Raw genomic sequence first — 17,610 nt, 5'->3', positions numbered from 1 at the left:
TCGCGCAAGCAGCGCTGCGGTCGCTGCGTGCGGCGTGGGCACCTGTGCGGCTGTCGCATAGCTGCACTGGGGCACCTGGTCTGGGGCATGGATTGTCTGCAGCCAGGTGGCCAGCAAGCGCCGCAGCTTGTTCTGCGGCCCCCGGCACCGTGATCTACTTGCAGTGTGTCCCCGTTGGCGATGCAGGAACCGCCCCACCGATGGCGTTGCCTGCAAGCGCTACGCGGTCAGGCACATTTCATTTCCCCCGTCGAAGATGGCTTCAACAACGGGGCGATTGCGCTGGCAGGTCTCACTGCGAAGTGCTTCTCCAGATCATCTGTACGAACAGATCGTCTTCGGTCACGGAAGTGAATCCGCATTTTTGATACAGGCACTGCGCTGGACCGTTGTATCGCCCTACCGCCAGACACAGTGGCAGGCCCTGCGCTGCTGCATGGCGCTGCAGCGCAGCCAACGCAGCCATTGCGGCGCCGCTGCGGCGAGCTGGCGGCGCAATGGCGATATCCACCAGACGCAATTGTTCGGGTGAGGCGTCTACCACCATGCGCCCTATTGGGTGGCCGGAACGCAGCAGTACCAACTGGCGGGCCAAGGGGAACTGGTGGCGGTAGCCGGTCTCCTGTGCATTGAACTGCATGGCTATCAACTGCTGGAGCAGCGCGAGGTCGGGGATGGCCTGCTGGAGGTCATCGCGGGTAGACAGATAGAGTTCCAGCAGAAAAGGCTGATCGTCGTCGGCCCTCTCACGCAGGGCGAATGGTTCAGATAGCAAATACACAGTGGATTCTCGGCTGTAGGATGTTGAGTGGGTCGTGGATACCAGCCCATTCTGGCGACTCAATGGCCTGTATCCAACCCTTTTGTGATCCCTCAACACACGCCATCGATGAGCACCACTTTTGAATCCGTCAACACCCTGGTGGGCAGTCCCTTCGTCGCACTGACACAGCATGGCCCTGTGGAGCTGGTTTTGGTAGAAGCTACCGAACGGGCGCGCGGCCATTTGCCAGAGCAATTTCGGACACCGTTCACACTGCTATTTCATGGACCAGATGTTCCAAGGCTTTCTCAGGCAACGTACACCCTGAGCCACCCGCAATTGGGAAGTGTGCAGTGGATGCTGGTGCCCAGCATGCCGGATACGCGCTCGCCGAACATCGCCCGCTATGAGGCGCTGTTTGGCTAACAGCTTGCCCCCATGGGAAGCACCGCTAACGATAGCGCCCGCTTCGATCTGTTGCCCGCTGGAGCTGGAAACGAACGGAAAACCGTCGATGACAGAAGGACCGCTGCAGTCCATTTCTGCGGTCTTTTTTCCGTATCTCGGCCATGGACTGCGCTGACCGTAAAACAACCCTGGCTAGGAACGATTGTGGTGAAGCCCACGGTTTAGCAGCTTGAAGCCCAGGCTGGACGGGCTCGAAGCGGAGCTCCAGACCACTTCGGCAGCGGTTGCGTAAAGGTTGCACCTCGCGCAGAAGCGGTCCGCCGCATTCCAACCCAGACGGCAAAGCTGAATTTCCCATGTAAGCAGATTCGCTTACTAGGGTTTTTACCGAACGCGGCCTACAATCGCCCACCCTTACGAAAGCTGACAACCTGCGCCGGACCTGCTTGAACCGGCGTGGCATTGACACCCCAAGCTGGAGACAATTGAATGCCCGAAAACACCACGGCCCAGAACAACAACGATTCCGACAAGCGCGCCCAGTTGCGCCGTGCCGCTCTCGAGTACCACGAGTTTCCCAAGCCCGGCAAGATCGCCATTGCCGCCACCAAGCAGATGGTCAACCAGCATGACCTGGCGCTGGCCTACTCGCCCGGTGTGGCTGCACCTTGCGAAGAAATCGTCAAGGACCCGGCCAATGCCTTCCGCTACACCTCGCGCGGCAATCTGGTGGCCGTCATCACCAACGGCACCGCCGTGCTGGGCTTGGGCGACATCGGCGCGCTGGCCTCCAAGCCGGTGATGGAAGGCAAGGGCGTTCTGTTCAAGAAATTCGCCGGCGTGGATGTGTTCGACATCGAGATCGACGAAAAAGACCCCCAGAAGCTGGTGGAAGTGATCGCCGCGCTGGAGCCGACCTTCGGCGCCATCAACCTCGAAGACATCAAGGCGCCCGATTGCTTCTACGTGGAGCGCGAGCTGCGCAAGCGCATGAAGATCCCGGTCTTCCACGACGACCAGCACGGCACGGCCATCACGGTGGCGGCGGCCATCGTGAATGCGCTGAAGGTGGCGGGCAAGAAGATCGAGGAGGTGAAGCTGGTCACCAGCGGCGCGGGTGCAGCGGCGCTGGCCTGCCTGAACCTGTTGCTCAAGGTGGGTGTGCAGCGCAAGAATGTGTTTGTCACCGACTTGGCTGGCGTGGTCTACGAGGGCCGCGAAGAGCTGATGGACGACGACAAGCGCCAGTTCATGCAAAAGACCGACGCGCGCAAGCTGGCCGAGGTGATGGTGGGCGCGGACGTGTTCCTGGGCCTGTCGGCGGGCAATGTGCTCAAGCCCGAGATGGTGGCCACCATGGCCGAGCGTCCGGTGATCTTTGCGCTGGCCAACCCCAATCCCGAAATCACGCCCGAGCTGGCGCACAGCGTGCGCAGCGACATCATCATGGCCACGGGGCGTTCGGACTACCCGAACCAGGTCAACAACGTCCTGTGCTTCCCGTACATCTTCCGTGGCGCGCTGGACTGCGGCGCCACCACCATCACCGATGAGATGGAAATTGCCGCCGTCCACGCGATTGCCGAGCTGGCCCAGGCCGAGCAGAGCGAAGTGGTGGCCGCCGCCTATGTGGGCGAGAAGCTGTCGTTCGGCCCGGAATACCTGATTCCCAAGCCGTTCGACCCGCGCCTGATGATGAAGATTGCGCCGGCCGTGGCCCAGGCCGCCATGGACAGCGGCGTAGCCCAGCGCCCCATCGCCGACATGGACGCGTACCGCGACCGGCTGCAGACCTTTGTCTACGCCTCCGGCACGACGATGAAACCCATCTTCGACGCCGCCCGCACTGCCGCCAAGAAGCGCGTGGCCTACGCCGAGGGTGAGGAAGAACGCGTGTTGCGCGCCGCGCAGATCGTGGTGGACGAAAAGGTGGCCCGCCCGACGCTGATCGGTCGCCCCGCCATCATTGCCCAGCGCATCGAAAAGTTTGGCCTGCGCCTGAAGGAAGGCGTGGACTACGACGTGGTCAACACCGACTTCGACCACCGCTACCGCGACTTTTGGCAGACCTACCACCGCATGACCGAGCGCAAGGGCATCACCCAGCAGGTCGCCAAGATCGAAATGCGCCGGCGCCTCACGCTCATCGGCGCCATGATGCTGCACAAGGGCGAGGTGGACGGCCTGATCTGCGGCACCTGGGGCACCACGGCCAACCACCTGCTCTACATCGACCAGGTGATCGGCAAACACGCGGGCGGCGCCGACAGCACGGCGCAGGATGTGCCGGTATACGCCTGCATGAACGGCCTCATGCTGCCCGGGCGCCAGGTGTTCCTGGTGGACACCCACGTCAACTACGACCCGACACCCCAGGAGCTGGCCGAGATCACCGCCCTGGCTGCCGAGGAAATGATGCGCTTTGGCGTCAAGCCCAAGGCCGCGCTGCTGTCGCACTCCAACTTCGGCACCAGCAACCACCCCAGCGCCGTCAAAATGCGCCAGACGCTCGAACTGCTGCGCCAGCAAGCCCCCTGGCTGGAAGTGGACGGTGAAATGCATGGCGACGTGGCGCTGGACGGCAAGGCCCGTGCGGCCCTCATGCCCAGCAGCGAACTGACGGGTGACGCCAACCTGCTGGTGTTCCCCAACATCGACGCAGCCAACATCGCCTACAACCTGCTCAAGACCGCCGCAGGCGGCGGCATCGCCATCGGCCCCGTGCTGCTGGGCGCGGCCAAGCCGGTCCACATCCTGACGCCCAGCGCCACCGTGCGCCGCATTGTGAACATGACAGCACTTACCGTGGCCGATGCCAACGTGTCAAGATAAGCCAAAAATTGATAGCAAGCGCTAACTTAAAGAGCTTGTTTTTCCCTTCAGCGTCTGCCCAATCTTTGTGCAGACGCTTGCTTTTTGGGGGCCGTTGAGCGACACTAGCGGCTCGAAATTTCGGGTTAACCCGTAGTTTCTGAAAGGTTCGTTGATGCTGAAGGCTGTAGCCACCCGGGCGCGCAAAGCAGGGTTTTTGTGTGTTTTGGGTGTTGCGTTCGTGTTGTCCCCGGTAGCGGGGCATGCCCGGAACTCCCCGTCCACCGACGGCTCCATCCCCCCTATCGCATTGGCCGAGTTGCCGCCCCAAGGGCGGGCGACGTATGCGCTGATCCGTGAAGGAGGGCCCTTTCCGTATGACAAGGACGGAACAGTTTTTGGCAATCGCGAGCGGCTGTTGCCCGCCCACAAGCGGGGCTACTACCGTGAGTACACCGTCAGAACACCAGGATCGCGCAACCGGGGAGCCCGGCGCATTGTGTGTGGCGGCAAGCCCCGGGTTCCGGACGCCTGCTACTACACCAGCGATCACTACGCCAGTTTTCGCGAGATCGTCGAGTGACCCCCGTTGCGCTGCACGCAGGCCAGAGATACGCTGGCAGCGGTAAGCGCGCCCCCTTGAATCCCCCACCCGCAGGCTGCATCCCGCAGCCCTGCGAAATGCCAGAAGTTTGTGGACTTTAAAAAGAAAGAGTAGCGGAGATGCAGACGCCACTTCGTAAAGACCTGGAAACGCCACTGCGTGGCGTGCGCACCAACATCGTGCAGTCCATTCGCGCTTTCCGCGTGCAGGACCTGCAGGATGCGGCCACCTCCATGGGTCACCATTTCTTGTACGCCAACCTGGCCCACGCACAGTCCAAGCAGGATGTGCTGGACCTGATTGCCGGGCAATTCACCTTCCCGTCGCACTTCGGCAAGAACTTTGATGCGTTGTACGACTGCATGACGGATCCCTTGCATAAATCGGGCCCGCAGCCTGGTTTCATCGTGGTGCTGGAGCAGATCCCCGCCACGGGCAAGTTCGACAAGGAAGCGCGTGAACAACTGCTCGATATCTTCCGCGACGCCGCCGACTACTGGGGCGACCGCAAGATACCGTTCCGGTGTTTCTATTCTTTTCTGTAGCCCGTTCTGCATCCACCAGCCAAGCAGAACGGGCGAACGAGGCTACCGGCACCCAACAAGGTGTCGAGGGCATAGAAATCGGCACGGATTCCGCCGAAAAAATGCCGACCGACAAGCTTGTCGATGTCTCCCCGATGGCGCTGCGCATGAGCAGCCCTTTCAACGCGGGTTACTGGCTGAGCGCGGCGTAACAGAGACATCCCCCTGAGGCGCTTTGCGCCTTCCCCCTTCTCTCGAATTGCTGCGCAATTCGGGAAGGTGGACGATGCCCTCGCTGCGGGGCGGCCCTTGCTTGGCATCTCTCGCCTGGGGCGCGCCAGTTGTTGACGCTTTGCAGCCAAATCAGGCACTAGCGCTTATGCATCAAGCGCTAGCAGCTATTGATTTATGAGCATTCCTGCGCCAGAGCGACAAACTCGCTCACCGGCACTTCCTCGGCGCGGCGCTGGGTGTCGAAGGTGCCGGCGAACTGGCGCGCTTCGAGCCAGCGGCCCAAGGTGTGGCGCAGCAGCTTGCGGCGCTGGCTGAAGGCGACCTGCACCAGTTCTTCCAGCAGGGGCACCGACAAAGGCGCAGGCTCTGCGTGCGGCACCATGCGGACCACGGCGCTGTCCACGCGTGGGGGTGGGTCAAAGCTCTCAGGCGGCACGAACAGCACGTTTTCCATGGCGTAGCGCCACTGCAGCATGACTGACAGGCGCCCATAGTCGCTGGTGGCGGGCTCGGCCACCATGCGATCGATCACTTCCTTTTGCAGCATGAAGTGCTGGTCTTCAATCACCTGCACATGGTCCAGCAAGTGGAACAGGATGGGCGTGGAGATGTTGTAGGGCAGGTTGCCCACCACGCGCAGCTTAAGGCCGGGCAACGCGGCTTTCTCGCGCATGGCCAGTGCCAGCGCGGTGAAGTCCACCTTGAGCACGTCGGACTCGATCACTTCCAGCTGGCCGTGCAGCCGCAGGCGCAAGGCCAGATCGCGGTCCAGCTCGATGACCGTGAGGCGCCCCAGGCGCTCGACCAGGGGCTGGGTCAGCGCCGCGAGGCCCGGCCCGATCTCAACCATGGGCTGGCCCGGCTGGGGTGCAATGGCCTGCACGATATCTTCGATGATGCCCTTGTCGGACAGAAAATGCTGCCCGAAGCGCTTGCGGGGGATGTGTTTCAACGCGTGCTTACCTGTCTGATCATCGATCGGTCACTGCGGTGGGTCGCGGTATTCGACATACGCGCGTCCGCGCAGCTCCTGCGCCCAGGTGGCGTAGGCCTCGTCCAGTTTCTTCTCGCGCACGGTGTCGCGCGCCATGTCGCGCTGCTCGCGCTGGGTGAGCTTGGCCTCGCGGCGCTCCAGCAGCTGGATCAGGTGCACGCCGAAACGCGAAACCACGGGTTCGCTGATGTCGCCGGGCTTGAGGGCGTTCAGGGCCTGCTCGAACTCAGGCACATAGCGGCCGGGGGTGGCCCAGCCCAAGTCGCCACCTTCCTTGGAGCTACCGTCCTGCGAGTGCTCACGGGCCAGCGTCGCAAAATCGGCCTGCCCCATCTGCACACGGCGGCGGTAGTCGGCCAGGCGAGCGGCGGCGGCGCTTTCGGAAAGTTGCGGCCCCGTGCGCAGCAGGATGTGGCGGGCATGGTTTTGCACCACCGTGGTGGGCACGCCAGCCGTGACTCGCTCGATCACCTTGAGCACGTGGAAGCCCGCTGGCGAGCGCACGGGCCCGACGATGCTGCCCACAGGCAGGCCCAGCGTGGAGTTCACAAACAGCTCGGGATACCGGTCGGCCGGGCGCATGCCCAGTTGGCCGCCCGCGCGCTGTCCCTCGGGCGCATCCGAAAACTCGCGGGCCACGGCCGCAAAGTCTTCCCCCGCGCGCACCTTGTCGGCCGCGCGCTGGGCGCGTGCCTGGCGCTCGGCCACCTGCACGGGGCTCGCGTTCTCGGGCACCAGCACCAGCACATGGCCCAGGTTGATCTCCATCGAAGCGACGTCGTTGCCCTTTTGCTGCTCGCGCAGGTACTGGTCGATGTCCAGGTCGGTGACTTTCACGCGCGCCTCCACCTCGCGCTCGCGCAGGCGCTGCAGCAGCAACTGGTTGCGCAATTCCTCGCGGAAGCGCTCCTTGCCCATGCCGTCCCGCGCCAGGCGGCGGTAGAGGTCATCGACCGACATGTTGTTCTGGCGGGCCACGCCCTGTTCGGCCTGCGACACGGCGTAGTCATCCACCTTGAGGCCCGATTCCTTGGCTTGCTGCAGCTGTGCGCGCTCCAGGATGATGCGCTCCAGCACCTCGCGCGCCAGCAGCTCCCGGGGCGGCATGGCACCCCCTTGCTGGGCCAGCTGGGCTTCGGCGCGGGCCAGGCGCGCGCGGACCTCGTTGTTGGTCACGGGCTCGGAATTGACCACGGCGACAATGAAATCCGCCTGCCGGGGTGCCGAGCTGCTGCCACCACTCGCCGTTTCTGCAGGCAGCGTGATCGATGGTGCGGCCGCCGGGCGCGCCGTCAGCCCTTTGCCCGACGGTGCGCCGGAAGGGCGCAGCCCTTGGGCCAGGGCGCCCTGGGAGAGCAGGGAAGCCAGGGTGGCAATGGCCAGTGCAATGACACGGTGATTCATGGCGTTAAGCGTAGGAGCGTTGGGCGTTAGTCGTAGTTGCTGAAACGGCTGGGCGTTGTGACCTGCTCGCGCAGGTTCTGGTAACGCGGCACATTCTGCTTGAAGGTGTCCAGGGGGCTGGAGCCCAGGCTCAGGCGCGAGAAGCCGACGAACTCGATCTGGAACAGCAGGCGGGTGTTGGAGGTGGTCACGCTGCTTTGCAGGCGCTCCAGCACCACACGGCCAATCCAGCAGCAGCTGTCGTACTCCAGGCCGACCACAGTGTCCACCAGCTTGCGGTCCTGCAGGCTGTAGTTCAGGCGGCCTACGCTGTACCAGCGCCCGCCGCCCTGGCCACGGCCTGCGCCCAGGTCTTTGCCCTTGTCGCCCCACAGGTCGTTGAGTGGCCACTGCCAGCCGATGTCGATCTGCTCGCTGGTGCCACGCTGCAGTCGGTAGGCCGCGCTCACGGTGCGGTAATTGCCGGGGCTGTAGCGCGCGCCGATGGTCGAGCGGATGGAGCGGCCCGTCTTGGGGTTGTACTGCACGGTGGAGTCAAAGCCCCACTGGGGCGTCCAGCTGATGCCCGCGCCCAGCAGCAGGTCCGACAGGCGCTCGCTCACGGGGGTACCGCCGGGCAAGGTGACCTTCTGGTCCGAGAACCGCAGCCGCTGGGCAATGCCAAAGCGTGCGGCCTCGGCGCCCGTGTTCGGGTCCAGCAGCCGCGTGGTCACACCCAGTGTGAGCAGGTTGTTGTCAGCCAGCCGGTCGTTACCGCCGAAAGCGTTCTCGGTGTAGATGGTGGCGAAGTTGAAATCATTGGCCGCCGTGTCGTACACGGGCAGCATGCTCTGGTCACGGTAAGGCGTGTAGGTGTAGAACGCGCGCGGCTCCAGCGTCTGCAAAAAGGCGCGGCCAAAGTAGGCGGCATCGCGTTCGAACACCAGCCCGCTGTCCAGGCTGAAGGTGGGCAGGGTGCGGTTGGCTGAACGCTGCCCGTTGGACAGCGCCGACTCAAACTGGTACTGCGTGGCGTGCAATTGCAGGCGTGGGGTCACGAAGCCACCGGGCGCCAGAAACGGCCGGCTGATCTGCGCCATCGCATAGCTGCGGTTGGCATTGGGCTGGCCTGTCAGCTCGCGGGCGGCCTGGAAGCGGGTGGTGTCCAGCTCCACGCTGGCATCGAGCCCGCCACCCAGCTGCGACGGTGCATAGCGCCACTGCAACTGGGGCAGCCGGTCATACGGCGGCACGATGGGCGAGGTCACGTCCTGCAAGGTCTGCCACTTGAGGGTGCGCACGCTGGCGGACATGTCATTGCGCGCCCACGACAGCGTGGCGTCGCCCGGCAGCAGGCGCTGGCGCAGCAGGTCGGACGCCCGGCCAAAGTCGCGCCAGTAGTTGTCGTCGCTCACGCGGTTGACGTTCAGATTGAGCCCCAGCCCGCCCATCGGCGTGTCAAAGGCGCCTTGGTGCTGGCCCGAAAAGCTCCAGCGCATGCGGTCGCGCAGGCGGTCGGTGGGCATCACATCGGCACTGATCTGGCCGGTGTAAGTGGGCTCCAGGTAGCGGAATTCGCCGCCCAGGTTGGCGCCGCGCTTGGTCATGAGTGCCGCGCGCAGCGTGGCGTCGCGGTTGGGTGCGATGTTCCAGTAGTAGGGCTGGATGTACGCCACCCCGTCGCGGCTGTCCAGCCCGATGGTGGGCGGCAGCAGGCCGGACTTGCGCTTGTCCGACAGCGGGAAGGTGATGTACGGAATGGGCAGCACAGAGACGCCCTTGAACTCCAGCACCGCGTCTTCGGCGGTGCCGACCTCTTCCTCGTTGTCGATGCGAATGGTGGCGGCGCGCAGCACCCAGTCGGGCTGCCAGCTTTCCTCATTGCCGCGCTCGCAGGTGGTGTAGGTGGCGTTGTGCACCACGGCACGGTCGCGGTCGATGAAATCCACGCGCGTGGCGTCGCCGTGCGCCTGGGTGGCCAAAAATTGGTAGCGGGCGTCGCTGAAGAATCCCTCAAAGGCATCCACCCGCAGCTCCAGCGCCGTGCCTTCGTACACGTTGCCCGCGCGGTTGATGCGCACCTTGCCGTTGGCCTTGGCCAGGTCTTCGGGCACGTTGTAGTCCAGGCGGTCGGCACGGATCACGGTGTCGCCCCGGCGCAATTCGGCATTGCCTTCGATGACGGCGTTCAGGTCGGTCTGGCCGCTGATCCGGTCCCCCGTCACAAAAACGGGGAGCTGGGGCCGGACCGCCTCGGGAATCTTTTCCTGAAGCAGGGGCGAGGTGCGCAGCGCAGGGGGTGCATCCCAGGCGCTGTCAGGCGGGGCAGCGTCAGGCGCCTGCGCCAGCACAGAGAGCGGCAGACCGCACCAGGCCAGCGCCACGCCATAAGCCAGGGCCCGGGGTACGGGAGCGCGCAGCCGCTCGGGCTTCGCCTTGGCGGGCCGGGGCCGGAGGGAGGATGTCTGCACGGTGGGGGGCTTGCAGCGTGGCACGTGGGGCGGTGGGCAGGGGCGGATCAAAGAAGGAGGAACCCGCCCACCTCAGAGCCTGGGGGGAGCGGGTTTGTAAAATCAGATTATCCATGAGCCACCCATCTTCCCCTTCTCCCGCCTGCCCGCCCCCGGGCACGGCCGTGGCAACCCCCGCAACTTCCACCGTGGCCTGGCCCGATGCGGCCCGCCAGACAGCCTTCGAGGCCTGGCTGGCGCCCCTGGTGGGCCCGCACCAGCTACTGCCCGCCACGCTGCGCCCCGCCTCGGCGGACGCGAGCTTTCGGCGCTACCTGCGCATCGACAGCGCCATGGGCTGCAGCCGCATCGTGATGGATGCGCCGCCGGACAAGGAAAACTGCAAGCCCTTCGTGCAGGTGCAGGGCCTGATGGCCGCCGCCGGTTTGAACGTGCCCGATATCCTTGCGTACGATGAACCGACCGGCTTCATGCTGCTGTCCGACCTGGGCCACCAGACGCTGATCGAGCTGCTGAACCCCGAAAAGCCCCAGGACGCCTACGCCTGGTACCAGCAGGCCACCGATGTGCTGCTGGACTGGCAAAAAGCCTCCCAGCCGGGCGTGCTGCCGGCCTATGACGAGGCGCTGCTGCGCCGCGAACTGGCGCTGTTCCCCGACTGGTACCTGGCCAGGCACCGCAGCGTCACGCTGGACGACAAGCAGCAGGCCACGCTGGCCAGCGCCTTTGATGCCATCGTGGCCCACAACCTGGCAGCCCCCCAGGTCTATGTGCACCGCGATTTCATGACCCGGAACCTGATGGCCCCCACCGAACAGGGCGCGCGCCTGGGGGTGCTGGACTTCCAGGACGCCGTCTACGGCCCTATCACCTACGACATTGCCAGCCTGCTGCGCGATGCGTTCATCAGCTGGGAAGAGGAATTTGTCATCGACATTACGGTGCGTTACTGGGAGAAGGCGCGCAAGGCCGGACTGCTGGGGGCCCGCAGCGCCAGCGGCTGGGGCGATGACTTCGGCGAGTTCTACCGTGCGGTGGAATGGATGGGCCTGCAGCGCCACCTCAAGGTCGCCGGCATCTTTGCGCGCCTGACCCTGCGCGACGGCAAGCCCAAGTACCTGGCCGATGCGCCGCGTTTCATGGCCTACATCCGCGCCACGGCCAACCGCTACCGGCAGCTGGGGCCGCTGCTCAAGATGCTCGACCAGATCGAAGGTACCGAGCCGGTGGTGGGCTTTGCCTACGGCCGGATGTAGCGGCGCGACTGGGCGCACACAGTAAAACAGAATAAAACTAGGCTCTAGCGCTTGTCTATCAAGCGCAAGTAGCTATAAATTAAGTAGCAAATGCCCCGTTTCCATTGCCCTGCCCTTCTGGCCACCGGCGCCGAGCTAGACCTGCCCCCCGGCGCTGCGCGCCACGTGCAGGTGCTGCGCCTGCAGCCGGGCGACACCATCACGCTGTTCCACGGCGGGCAAGCCGAGAGCGACCCGGGCGGCGAATTCGACGCCACCGTACTGAAGATGGGCCGCAGTGACGTGCGTGTGGTGGTGGGCGCCCACCATGCCACCGAACGTGAAGCCCCGCGTGCCGTGCACCTGCTGGCCGGTATCACCGCCAACGAACGCATGGACTGGCTGGTGGAGAAAGCCACCGAGCTGGGCGTGGCGAGCATCACGCCCCTGGTGGCCGAGCGCAGCGTGCTCAAGCTCAAAGGCGAGCGGGCCGAGAAAAAAATCGCCCACTGGCAGGCCGTGGCCGTGGCCGCCTGCGAGCAGTGCGGCCGCAACCGCGTGCCCGTGGTGCACAACGCCGTGGACCTGGCCGGCTGGGTACGCGCCCAGGCCCAGGCCACCACCGTGCAGCGCCTGCTGCTGTCGCTGCGCGCGGGCACGGCGCCGCTGCACACGGCGGCGGGCCCGGCCGGGCCCGTGGTGTTTCTCTCCGGCCCCGAAGGCGGGCTCTCCAGCACCGAGGAAGACCTGGCACTGCAACACAGCTTTGCCCCGGTCACGCTGGGCCCCCGTGTGCTGCGCGCCGAGACGGCGCCGCTGGCCGCCTTGGCGGCACTCACGCTTCTTTAAGGATGACCGGCATAACTCCCTGCGGTCTGTGATAGCGCGGCCTCGGGCGGTTCGCTGCGTTGCTTTTCTTGCCAATAGCCCGGCTATTGGCTGCCAAAAGACGCCTTGCGCCCCATCCCGGTCCGCACTACCACCGACTCTCGAGGGTTATGCAGGACATCCTTAACGGGGTCAGGGTCCTTCGGCGAAACCCCAGGCCGCGCCTGGGCAGGGCTGTACGCCGGGCGATGACCCTCCTAGAATGAAAAGCGCACGGCCAGGCCCCGTTGCACGCCGCAGCGCAGCCCCACCCATCCACACGCCACCCGACCGCCCTGGCAGGAGCACCCACCTTGCGCACACCTTCCCGCTGGCACCGCATTCGGGACGTGGTTCTCTCCACCGACCGTCGGCGGCGCACGCTGGTGGCCATGGCGTTGCTCGCGCTGGTGCTCATGACCAGCAGTGCGGGCGTCATGCTGATGGTGGCAACGGCGAGCAGCGCAGTGAACGCCGTTGCCGTGCAATGGTGGGCCGCCATCTCGGTCGGCGGGATGGTGGTGATGACCGCGTTCATCCGTTCGGGCGAGACCGCGCGGCTCAGCGACCCCTCACTCACCGTGCCCCAGATGGTCTGGACCATCACCAGCGGCGCCGTGGCTTATGTGCTGGCGGGCGACGCGCGGGGCGTGGTGCCCGCCGTGCTGGCCATGATCCTGTTCTTTGGCACCTTTGGCCTGACCGTGGCCGAGGTGATCGGCATCGGCGTGTATGCACTGCTGGCCTTCGGCTGTGCGGTGGCGGCCACCACGCGTTTTAACGCCAGCCCGTTTGGCTACCTGGATACCGCCTATGCGCTCATGGTGCTGATCGTGCTGGGGGGCAGCATTGCGCTGAACCTGCGCATACAGCGCATCCGCGCGCGGCTGCAGGAGCAGCGCGAGGCGCTGGCCCAGGCGCTCGCCGTCAACCGCGATCTGGCCACCCGCGACGAGCTGACCGCCCTGCCCAACCGCCGCGCCATGCAGGACCTGATGGAGCTGGAACGCCGCCGCAACCTGCGCAACGGCCGCCCCCTGCTGCTGGCCCAGCTGGACATTGACCACTTCAAGCGCGTCAACGACACCCATGGCCACGCCACGGGCGACCGGGCGCTGCAGGCCTTTGCGGGCATCGTGCGGGCCAGCGTGCGCGACACCGATGTGCTGGCCCGCTGGGGTGGCGAAGAGTTTGTGCTGCTGCTGTCCGACACCCAGATGGACGATGCCCGCGACCTGCTGGAGCGCGTGCGCCAGGCCGTGGCCGCGATGGAGATTCCGCACGCTGCCGGCGTGCTGCGCATGACGGTATCGGCTGGCCTGGCACTGCACCTGCCCGGCGACATGGTGGAGCAGACGCTGGAGCGCGCCGACCAGGCGCTGTACACCGCCAAGTCGCTGGGGCGCAACCGCGTTGTGGTGGCGCCCTCCGGCCCGCGCGCCGCGCGGGCCTCGGCCGCGTCCTCCTGACTCCCGCCGCACTGTCCGGTGCAGGTGCTCAGGCACTCAGCCGTGGCGGCGCGCGCATCTGCTCCGGGGTGGTGAAGTAGGCTGCTAAGGTGCCGAGCTGCTCGCGCGCCTGACGCAGTTCGTGCCGCGCCACAGTGCGCAGGTGCACCTCGTCGGGCCCATCCATCAGCCGCAGCGCGCGGCCCCAGGTCCAGAACGCCGCCAGCGGCGTGTCGGGCGACAGGCCCATGGCGCCAAAGATCTGCATGGCGCGGTCCACCACGCGCTGCTGCAGGCGCGCGGCCACCACCTTGATGGCGGCAACCTGGGCACGCACAGTGCGCGCATCCGAAGCGTCGCCCTGGTCCAGCAGCCAGGCCGCATGCAGCACCAGCAGGCGCGCCTGGTCGATCTCGATGCGCGACTCGGCCAGCCATTCCTGCACATTGGCCTGCTCGGCCAGCGGCTTGCCAAACGCCGTGCGCTCCAGCGCCCGCTCGGTGGCCAGGGAGAGCGCCAGCTCGCACTGGCCGATGGTGCGCATGCAGTGGTGCACACGGCCGGGGCCCAGGCGCGCCTGCGCCATCGCAAAGCCGGCGCCCCAATCGCCCAGCAGGTGGTCCGCAGGCACACGCACACCCTGCAGCAGGATCTCGCAATGCCCCTCGGGCGCATGGTGGTGCAGCACACTGATGTTGCGCACGATCTGCACACCCGGCGTGTCCACGGGCACCAGCACCATGCTGTGGCGATGGTGGCTGTCAGTCTGGTCATCACCTGCATTGCGGCACAGCACGATGAGCAGCTGGCAATGCGGGTGCGCCGCGCCGGTGATGAACCACTTGCGACCGCTGAGCACCAGGTGGTCACCCTCGCACCGCACCGTGGTCTGCAGGTTGGTAGGGTCGGACGAGGCCACGTCGGGCTCGCTCATCGCAAAGGCCGAACGCATATGGCCGTGCAGCAACGGCACCAGCCAGCGGGCGCGCTGGGCGGGTGTGGCAAAGCGGTGCAACAGCTCGATGTTGCCGGTGTCCGGCGCGTGGCAGTTGAACACCTCGGCCGCCCACGGCAGGCGGCCCATGGCCTCGGCCAGCGGCGCGTAGTCGAGGTTGGACAGCCGCGTGCCGGGCTCGTCGTCCTCAAGCGTGGGCAGGAACAGGTTCCACAGGCCTTCTTCGCGCGCCAGCGCCTTCAGGTCCTCCACAAAAGGCGGCGGGTAGTCGCCCGCCAGCACGGCCGCATGCCAGGCAGGGTTGTAGGGCAGCAGATACCGGTCCATGAACGCCAGCAGGCGATCACGGCATTGAAGGGCCAGAGGGGAAGGTGCGAAGTCCATGAGGGCATTGTGAAAACAGCGCCAGCGCGCGTCACAACGCAGGCGACAACGGGCTTGATACAAGTCAGGACCGGGCCGGATGGGTGACACAGCGGGCTCGAAAATGCTTCTGTTTTTATAGCTGTTAACGCTTATCAAACAAGCGCTAGAGCCCTATTTCATGCAAGAAACCTCAACGCCACACGCTACCATCGCCCCATGAGCACCCATTACGAAACCCTGACCCACGCCGACACCTACCGCGAGGCCTTTGCGGTCGAGCCACCGCAGGCCCTGGGTGAACGCCACCTGTGGCCACGCAAGCCCGGCTTCTTCATCGTGCATGCGGCCACGGCAGCCGCCATCGCCCAGCCAGTGGTGGCCAAAGCGGCGGCCGACGCCGAACCCAGCCCCCCGGCAGACACGCCCACAGACGCACCCGCCGCCAGCACGGAACGCGTGCTCGTGCCCGCGCAATGGGGCCTGGTGCCGCACTGGGTCAAGTCGGCATCCGATGCCAAGCTGCGCGCGCCCAAGCTGGTCAATGCCAAGTCCGACACCGCCTCCACCGGCACCGCGTTCCGCGACGCGTGGCTGAACGGCCAACGCTGCATCGTGCCCATGGTGGCGTTTTACGAAGACGACCTGCGCAGCGGCAAGGCCGTGCCCACCCGCGTGGCGCGCGTGGACGGCAAACCCATGGGCGTGGCGGGCCTGTGGGCGCGCTGGCAGGGGGCCGATGGCGAGGTGATCATCAGCTACTGCCTGCTCACGGTGAACGCCAACAACCACGCATTGCTGCACCGCTACGGCCAGCCCGGCAGCGAAAAAAGCATGCCTGCCATCCTGAACGAAGGCGCCTACGACGCGTGGCTCACGGCCCGGCCAGAGAAGGCCAAGGAGTTCATGCGCCAGTACGCGGCCCAGTGGCTCACGGCCAACCCGGTGGAAAAAAAGACGGACAAGGTGCCCAAGGGCTGGCTGGGATAAGGCCTGCCTGCCAGCTCTTCAGCACACCCGAACGGTGGATTGGGGTGGAGGCGGGGGGCGGGGGGGCGGGAGGTAGATCGTCGCTCGGTGGCCAACTGCGTTCAGCCTTTTCGCGCCGAGGGTCCCAGCCAGCGGCTGACCCACAAACCCTCCCACACCACAAGCCCCCGTTCACGCTGAGCTTGTCGAAGCGGAGCGCGAGGCATCGACAAGCTCAGCCCGAACGGTGGGGGCGTGCGGAGCCGCCGAACAGTCCGAGGCGGTAAGCAGCAGGAAGCACCCTGCCACGCCCCCACTCCATGCCCCCTTCAACGGACACAATCAGGCCGGAAAACAGGCCGAGTCCAATCGCCTGCACCTGGGGAAAACCCGCCCCGGGGTTCGGCCAGAGCTGGCACTCGGGAGGGCGCCGCGGGTGCGCCTCGCGGCCCCTCTCTTTCTCAGCACGCCACCCGCCAGAGAGCGGTCCTACAAGGTTGTACACCGGATGAACAAATCAATACACTTCTCTTGCGCGGGCTTGCCAACCCCCACGCAAGAACGTGGTGCGGGCTAGTCAACACGCTCTAACAATGGTTGGTTCATGGTCAAGCTGAACGAAAGATCAACATGAAAAATTCTTTCTCAAACTGGGGAGTACTGCTGTTGGCCACGCTCCTGCTGGGACTGGGTTCCTCTGCCCATGCGCAGGCGACACGCACCTGGGTGTCCGGCGTAGGCGATGACGCCAATCCCTGTAGCCGAACCGCCCCCTGCAAGACATTCGCGGGTGCGATCAGCAAAACGGCGGCAGGTGGCGAGATCAACGCCATGGACGACGCGGGCTACGGAGCCGTCACCATCACCAAGTCAATCACCATCAACGGCGGGGGCCATATCGCAGGCATCCTGGTCTCCGGTGCCGGCCAGAATGGCGTCACCATCAATGCAGCTACCACCGATGTTGTTGTCTTGCGCGGACTCACCTTCACGGGTCTGTCCGGCGCCCTGAACGCCGTGAGGTACCTGGCAGCGCGCTATGTGGTGGTGGAAGACAGCACGATCGAGGGCTACGCCAATGGGATCAATATGCTGACCACCGTCGTGAACGGGCGGATGGATATCCGCAATGTGCAGATGACCAACGCCACCTCGACCCCCAATACTTTTGGCATACACATTGGGCCTGCTGGTTCCATTTCGACCATCAGCAACGTCTCCGTCCGGGGATATACCAATGGCATCACCACCCGCGGCGGTGTTACCTATCTGAGGGGATCCACCATCGTGGCGAACGATACGGGCTACAGCAACCTGGGTGGGAGCCTGCTGTCCTTTGGCGACAACATGGTGAGCGGCAACACGGTCAATGGCACGGCCACCGGGAGCATTCCGCATTTCTGACAGGGTATAGATGTCCTCAAGGGTCTCCTCATCTGCCCTCCCGGGTGCGGTACCCTTGATCCAAGACTCATCGGATTTCTGGCAGGAAATGTCTCAATCTGGTACCGCGCAGGCGCGGGCTCAGGCAAAACACCGCTTGGACAGCTGTCGTCCATATCCCGCTGTCAAGACAATGCG

At 65.3% G+C, this 17,610-nt stretch carries 15 protein-coding genes; 10 read left to right on the top strand and 5 right to left on the bottom strand.

The features are described from left to right. Positions 1-292 precede the first annotated feature (292 nt). Positions 293-844 (bottom strand): GNAT family N-acetyltransferase, encoded by a 552-nt coding sequence (locus LPA35_RS11890; protein WP_228897124.1) that lies wholly within the window; start codon positions 842-844, stop codon positions 293-295. 45 nt (positions 845-889) lie between these two features. On the opposite strand from LPA35_RS11890, the gene LPA35_RS11885 reads away from it, so the two are divergent. The 5 genes from LPA35_RS11885 (at position 890) to LPA35_RS11865 (ending at position 5,322) form a co-directional block, all read left to right on the top strand. Next, entirely contained in the window at positions 890-1,189 is a 300-nt protein-coding gene (locus LPA35_RS11885; RefSeq protein WP_228897123.1) for a hypothetical protein, read from the top strand. Between the two features lie 471 nt (positions 1,190-1,660). Further along, positions 1,661-4,003: an NADP-dependent malic enzyme gene (locus LPA35_RS11880; RefSeq protein WP_121421673.1), complete on the top strand. Its 2,343-nt coding sequence runs from the start codon at positions 1,661-1,663 to the stop codon at positions 4,001-4,003. 154 nt (positions 4,004-4,157) lie between these two features. Beyond that, entirely contained in the window at positions 4,158-4,565 is a 408-nt protein-coding gene (locus LPA35_RS11875; RefSeq protein WP_055398013.1) for a ribonuclease domain-containing protein, read from the top strand. 140 nt (positions 4,566-4,705) lie between these two features. Continuing rightward, positions 4,706-5,131 carry a barstar family protein gene (locus LPA35_RS11870; RefSeq protein WP_010464776.1) on the top strand — a complete coding sequence of 142 codons (426 nt, stop codon included), beginning with the start codon at positions 4,706-4,708 and terminating at the stop codon, positions 5,129-5,131. Next, positions 5,110-5,322, top strand: coding sequence for a hypothetical protein (locus tag LPA35_RS11865; protein WP_147433275.1), 213 nt, complete (start codon positions 5,110-5,112; stop codon positions 5,320-5,322). Before LPA35_RS11870 ends, LPA35_RS11865 begins: the two co-directional genes overlap by 22 nt. 194 nt (positions 5,323-5,516) lie before the next feature. Here LPA35_RS11865 and rsmA read toward each other — a convergent pair whose 3' ends face one another. From rsmA to LPA35_RS11850, 3 genes are read right to left on the bottom strand one after another with little or no spacing between them, the layout of a single operon-like run. After that, positions 5,517-6,296 (bottom strand): 16S rRNA (adenine(1518)-N(6)/adenine(1519)-N(6))-dimethyltransferase RsmA, encoded by a 780-nt coding sequence (rsmA, locus tag LPA35_RS11860; protein WP_228897122.1) that lies wholly within the window; start codon positions 6,294-6,296, stop codon positions 5,517-5,519. 30 nt (positions 6,297-6,326) lie between these two features. Further along, a complete protein-coding gene (locus tag LPA35_RS11855; RefSeq protein WP_228897121.1) occupies positions 6,327-7,742 on the bottom strand; it encodes a peptidylprolyl isomerase in 1,416 nt (471 codons plus the stop codon). Between the two features lie 26 nt (positions 7,743-7,768). Then, positions 7,769-10,141 (bottom strand): LPS-assembly protein LptD, encoded by a 2,373-nt coding sequence (locus LPA35_RS11850; protein WP_228897298.1) that lies wholly within the window; start codon positions 10,139-10,141, stop codon positions 7,769-7,771. A gap of 164 nt (positions 10,142-10,305) precedes the next feature. Between LPA35_RS11850 and LPA35_RS11845 the strand changes: the two genes are divergently transcribed. The 3 genes from LPA35_RS11845 to LPA35_RS11835 all read left to right on the top strand — a co-directional run bounded on the left by LPA35_RS11845 (position 10,306) and on the right by LPA35_RS11835 (position 13,763). Further along, positions 10,306-11,448 (top strand): aminoglycoside phosphotransferase family protein, encoded by a 1,143-nt coding sequence (locus tag LPA35_RS11845; RefSeq protein ID WP_228897120.1) that lies wholly within the window; start codon positions 10,306-10,308, stop codon positions 11,446-11,448. Between the two features lie 90 nt (positions 11,449-11,538). Further along, on the top strand, positions 11,539-12,276 hold the full coding sequence (locus LPA35_RS11840; RefSeq protein ID WP_228897119.1) for a 16S rRNA (uracil(1498)-N(3))-methyltransferase: 738 nt from the start codon (positions 11,539-11,541) through the stop codon (positions 12,274-12,276). A 332-nt stretch (positions 12,277-12,608) separates the two neighbouring features. Further along, positions 12,609-13,763, top strand: coding sequence for a diguanylate cyclase (locus LPA35_RS11835; RefSeq protein ID WP_228897118.1), 1,155 nt, complete (start codon positions 12,609-12,611; stop codon positions 13,761-13,763). A 28-nt stretch (positions 13,764-13,791) separates the two neighbouring features. Here the strand turns inward: LPA35_RS11835 and LPA35_RS11830 are convergent, their stop codons facing one another. Beyond that, entirely contained in the window at positions 13,792-15,081 is a 1,290-nt protein-coding gene (locus tag LPA35_RS11830) for an acyl-CoA dehydrogenase family protein (protein ID WP_228897117.1), read from the bottom strand. 198 nt (positions 15,082-15,279) lie between these two features. On the opposite strand from LPA35_RS11830, the gene LPA35_RS11825 reads away from it, so the two are divergent. Continuing rightward, positions 15,280-16,050 (top strand): SOS response-associated peptidase, encoded by a 771-nt coding sequence (locus tag LPA35_RS11825; protein ID WP_228897116.1) that lies wholly within the window; start codon positions 15,280-15,282, stop codon positions 16,048-16,050. 609 nt (positions 16,051-16,659) lie between these two features. Beyond that, the gene (locus tag LPA35_RS11820) at positions 16,660-17,433 is read left to right on the top strand and encodes a hypothetical protein (RefSeq protein WP_228897115.1); all 774 of its coding nucleotides are present in this window, start codon (positions 16,660-16,662) and stop codon (positions 17,431-17,433) included. Positions 17,434-17,610 lie beyond the last annotated feature (177 nt).

This window comes from Acidovorax sp. Leaf73 (genome assembly GCF_916855635.1).
In the GTDB taxonomy this organism is placed as follows: domain Bacteria; phylum Pseudomonadota; class Gammaproteobacteria; order Burkholderiales; family Burkholderiaceae_C; genus Acidovorax; species Acidovorax facilis.
Note: the sequence above shows the minus strand (reverse complement) of the source record. Positions and strands in the feature narration are given on the sequence as shown.

What these genes read in the sequence shown, in the direction of transcription:
- LPA35_RS11885 (WP_228897123.1), top strand. Translation starts at nt 890, where the DNA reads ATGAGCACCACTTTTGAATCCGTCAACACCCTGGTGGGCAGTCCCTTC.
- LPA35_RS11880 (WP_121421673.1), top strand. Translation starts at nt 1,661, where the DNA reads ATGCCCGAAAACACCACGGCCCAGAACAACAACGATTCCGACAAGCGC.
- LPA35_RS11875 (WP_055398013.1), top strand. Translation starts at nt 4,158, where the DNA reads ATGCTGAAGGCTGTAGCCACCCGGGCGCGCAAAGCAGGGTTTTTGTGT.
- LPA35_RS11870 (WP_010464776.1), top strand. Translation starts at nt 4,706, where the DNA reads ATGCAGACGCCACTTCGTAAAGACCTGGAAACGCCACTGCGTGGCGTG.
- LPA35_RS11855 (WP_228897121.1), bottom strand. Translation starts at nt 7,742, where the DNA reads ATGAATCACCGTGTCATTGCACTGGCCATTGCCACCCTGGCTTCCCTG.
- LPA35_RS11845 (WP_228897120.1), top strand. Translation starts at nt 10,306, where the DNA reads ATGAGCCACCCATCTTCCCCTTCTCCCGCCTGCCCGCCCCCGGGCACG.
- LPA35_RS11840 (WP_228897119.1), top strand. Translation starts at nt 11,539, where the DNA reads ATGCCCCGTTTCCATTGCCCTGCCCTTCTGGCCACCGGCGCCGAGCTA.
- LPA35_RS11830 (WP_228897117.1), bottom strand. Translation starts at nt 15,081, where the DNA reads ATGGACTTCGCACCTTCCCCTCTGGCCCTTCAATGCCGTGATCGCCTG.
- LPA35_RS11825 (WP_228897116.1), top strand. Translation starts at nt 15,280, where the DNA reads ATGAGCACCCATTACGAAACCCTGACCCACGCCGACACCTACCGCGAG.
- LPA35_RS11820 (WP_228897115.1), top strand. Translation starts at nt 16,660, where the DNA reads ATGAAAAATTCTTTCTCAAACTGGGGAGTACTGCTGTTGGCCACGCTC.